This window comes from Mesorhizobium sp. M7A.F.Ca.ET.027.02.1.1 (assembly GCF_004022985.1).
In the GTDB taxonomy this organism is placed as follows: domain Bacteria; phylum Pseudomonadota; class Alphaproteobacteria; order Rhizobiales; family Rhizobiaceae; genus Mesorhizobium.
On the sequence record NZ_RZOL01000537.1, the window covers coordinates 1 to 3358 of the forward strand.

The window sequence follows — 3358 nt, forward strand, 5'->3', positions numbered from 1 at the left end:
CCGCTGATAATGTCGAGATCGACGGCGTCGAGCCCGACGATGCCGCCAGGGAAAATCTTCGAGACCGCCTGCAGTCGCACGAGTGGATCAGGCGCCATCGCGAACCTCGGACGGCTTCGTGGTGTTGACCCAGAGGATCTGGCAACGCTCGGCGCCGGGATTGCGGAAGGCATGCAAAAGCGTGCTCTTGAACGCAAAGCTGTCGCCGGCCTTCAGCACGTAATTTGTCGAATCCACCACCAGTTCGACCTCGCCGGCCAGCACGAAGCCGAATTCATGGCCGGCATGGGCATAGGCTTCGGCCGTGCCGCCACTGGCTTCCACCGTCACCAACATGCCGGTCAGCGTCGCGCCCGGCGGCGACAGCAGCGCCTTGGCAATGCCTTCCGATTTCACCGGGATCTGCCGCCGCTTGTCGGCACGCACACAATAGAGATCGCTGACGGCATCGTTGCCGTCTGCGATCAGCGCAGACGGCTCTATGTCGAGAGCAGCGGCGAGCGGCCAGATCACCTTGACGCGCAGCGAGGACATGCCGCGCTCGATCTGGCTCAACGCACCGATCGACACCCCGGCTTTTGCAGCAAGATCGGCCAGCGACAGATTGCGCTCCAGCCGCAGCGCCCGCACGCGCCGGCCGACCCGCACATCGGCATCGTCCTTCGGCTTCTCAGCCGGTTCGTCCAGCATGTCCATCAATTCGTCCTCGTTTGCAGTCTATCCATCGGAGCGCGGCGAAGCGTCGATAAGCTCCCCCTTCTCCCCTTGTGGGAGAAGGTGTCGCCGCAGGCGACGGATGAGGGGTGCTCCAGCTTGGCGACGACGGCGATCCGCCACGCACCCCTCATCCGTCTCGGCGCTGCGCGCCGATCCACCTTCTCCCACAAGGGGAGAAGGCAGGCCTCAACTCACCCGCCTGCCTTGACCTTTTCGAACATCTTGGCGAGGTCGTCATTCTGTTTCATCGGCCCGGTGAAGATGGTGGTCTTCAGCAACACCTCGGGATCGGATGGCAGCTGCAATTTCTCCAATTCCGCCTTCGGCACGGTGGCGAAGGCGGAGCTCAGCGAGCTGCCGTAACCATAGGCCTGGATCAGGTATTTGCCGGAGTCGGCATCCAGCCGGCTGTTGATGAAGTCATAGGCAAGATCGACATTCTTGGCGTCCTTGAGCATGACGAAGCCGCAGGCCCAGGTCAGCATGCCCTCCTTCGGCTTCATGAACTCGACCGGCACGCCCTGCTTCTTCAGCGACGTGGCGGACGCGTTCCAGGTCATGGCGGCGACCAATTGGCCGCTGGCCAACGCCTGTTCGACGGAGGTCATGTCGGTGGTGTAGTTGGAGAGCAGCGGGCGCTGCTCGCGCAGCTTCTCGGCCACCTTGTCCATTTGCTCCGGCGTCATGTCGAACGGATTGACGCCGGCGAGCAGCGCGGCCACCACAGGCGTGTCATGCACCGCGTCGATCGTCGCCATGCGGCCGGCATACTGCTTGTCCCACAAAAGGTTCCAGCTCGCTTCCGGGTTCTTCACCAGATCGGTGCGGTAGAGGATCGAGGTGTTGCCCCAGTCCCATGGCACCATCCAGACCTTGCCGTCGCCGGCCTGCAGGTCGGGCAGGTTCTTGAACACCGGGAAGATCGAATCCCAGTTCTTGATGCGCTTGGTGTCGATCGGCTGCAGCAGGCCTTCCTTGTTCCAGCGCGCCACCTTGTCATAACAGGGATGCGCGATGTCGGGGCGGAAGCCGGCCTTGACCTTGGTGAAGGCGTCATCGTCGTCACCGAAGATGGAGGCCTCGACGCCATCGGGATGCGCGGCGAGGAAGCTCTTGTTGAAATCGGGCAGTTCGTAGCCCGACCAGGTGAAATATTGCAGCTTGTCGCCGGCGAAAGCGACGGTCGACGACAGCGCCAGCGCGAACGCCGTCAATCCAGCGCAAACAGTCTTTGCAGAGATCGATTTCAGGTCGAATGCCATTGCAGTTCTCCTCTCTTGGTTTGTTTTGGTTGTGATGGATCCGCGGGCTTTGGCGCCGTGGCGGACAAGCCGCGATGGCGCAGGATTTCAGCTGCTGCAGCGATGATGAAGGACACAGCCAGGATCGAAGTGCCCAGCGCCATCACCGTCGGCAGCGACTTTGGAAAACGCAGCTGGCTCCAGATGTAGAGCGGCAGCGTCGGCTCGGTGCCGGCGAGGAAGAAGACAACGATGAATTCGTCGAAGGAGATCAGGAAGGCCAGCATGAAGGCCGAAATGATGGCCGGCAGGCTGAGCGGCAGCATGACCCGCCGGAACGTCGTCCAGTCGGAGGCGCCGAGATCGAGCGCCGCCTCGCGAATGGTTTTCGGGATGGCGGCGAAGCGGCTGCGCATGATCACCACGGTCGTCGGCAGCGCGACCAATATGTGGCCGAGAACGATGGCAATGCGCGATGGCCCCAGACCAATGAGGTTGATGAGGATCAGCAGCGATATGCCGACAATGACGCCGGGGATCAGGATCGGGAGCCTTGCGATGGCGCTGATGGTGGCGGCCAGCGGCGAGCGGCCGTAGAGGTCCATGTAGGATACGGTGATGCCGCACAGCGTCGCGCCCGTGGCGGCAATGGCGCCGATGACGAGGCTGTTCAAGAGTGCACCGGTCAGCGCCGAATTGCCGAACAGTGTCGCGTACCATTGTAAGGTGAAGCCTTGCAGCGGAAACGCTGCCTGGATCGAGTTGTTGAAGGAAAACAGCGGGATCAGCAGCACCGGCAGATAGAGAAAGACCAGATAGGCGATGACGTAGACGCCGAGCCAGCGGCCGCCTCCCTGCGTGCGTGCAGCGCTCATGTGCGGCTGCCAAATCTGCGGTCGGCGAAACGCGCGACCAGCACCACGGCAAGGATGACCAGCATGACGGCGACGGAGAGTGCGGCGCCAAACGGCCAGTCATTGGCCTTGCCGAACTGCGCCTGGATCAGCGTGCCGATCATGGTGCTGGCCGGGCCGCCGACGAGCGCCGGCGTGACATAGTCACCGACCGTCGGCACGAAGACGACAAGGGCTGCCGCCAGCACGCCCGGCATCGAATTGGGCAGCACGACCCGGCGGAAGGAAGTGAAGGGCCGCGCGCCGAGATCGGAAGCGGCCTCGATCAGCGATTTCGGGATGGTGTCCAGCGCCACGTAGATCGGCAGGATGGCGAAAGGCGCATAGGCGTGCGCTAACGTGACGACGACGGCCGCCGGCGTGTTGAGAAAGGCCAATGTCGGTTCGGACCAGATACCGCTTTCGATCAGCGCCGAGTTCAAAACGCCATTATAGGCGAGCACGATCTTCCAGGCGAAGACGCGCAGGAGATAGCTGGTCCAGAAT

4 protein-coding genes are annotated in these 3358 nt (G+C 62.7%); all 4 read right to left on the bottom strand.

The genetic code is table 11. From position 1 onward, the window contains the following. Window positions 1-87: 87 nt before the first annotated feature. Window positions 88-696, bottom strand: coding sequence for a cupin domain-containing protein (locus tag EN749_RS32895; protein WP_127328457.1), 609 nt, complete (start codon window positions 694-696; stop codon window positions 88-90). Between the two features lie 212 nt (window positions 697-908). Then, window positions 909-1979, bottom strand: a complete 1071-nt coding sequence (locus tag EN749_RS32900) for an ABC transporter substrate-binding protein (RefSeq protein WP_127396838.1) — start codon at window positions 1977-1979, stop codon at window positions 909-911. Further along, window positions 1964-2833, bottom strand: coding sequence for an ABC transporter permease (locus EN749_RS32905; protein ID WP_127396839.1), 870 nt, complete (start codon window positions 2831-2833; stop codon window positions 1964-1966). The genes EN749_RS32900 and EN749_RS32905 overlap by 16 nt, the downstream gene beginning before the upstream one ends. Then, the coding region (locus EN749_RS32910; RefSeq protein WP_145991108.1) for an ABC transporter permease at window positions 2830-3358 on the bottom strand (529 nt) is incomplete at its 5' end. The genes EN749_RS32910 and EN749_RS32905, both read right to left, overlap by 4 nt.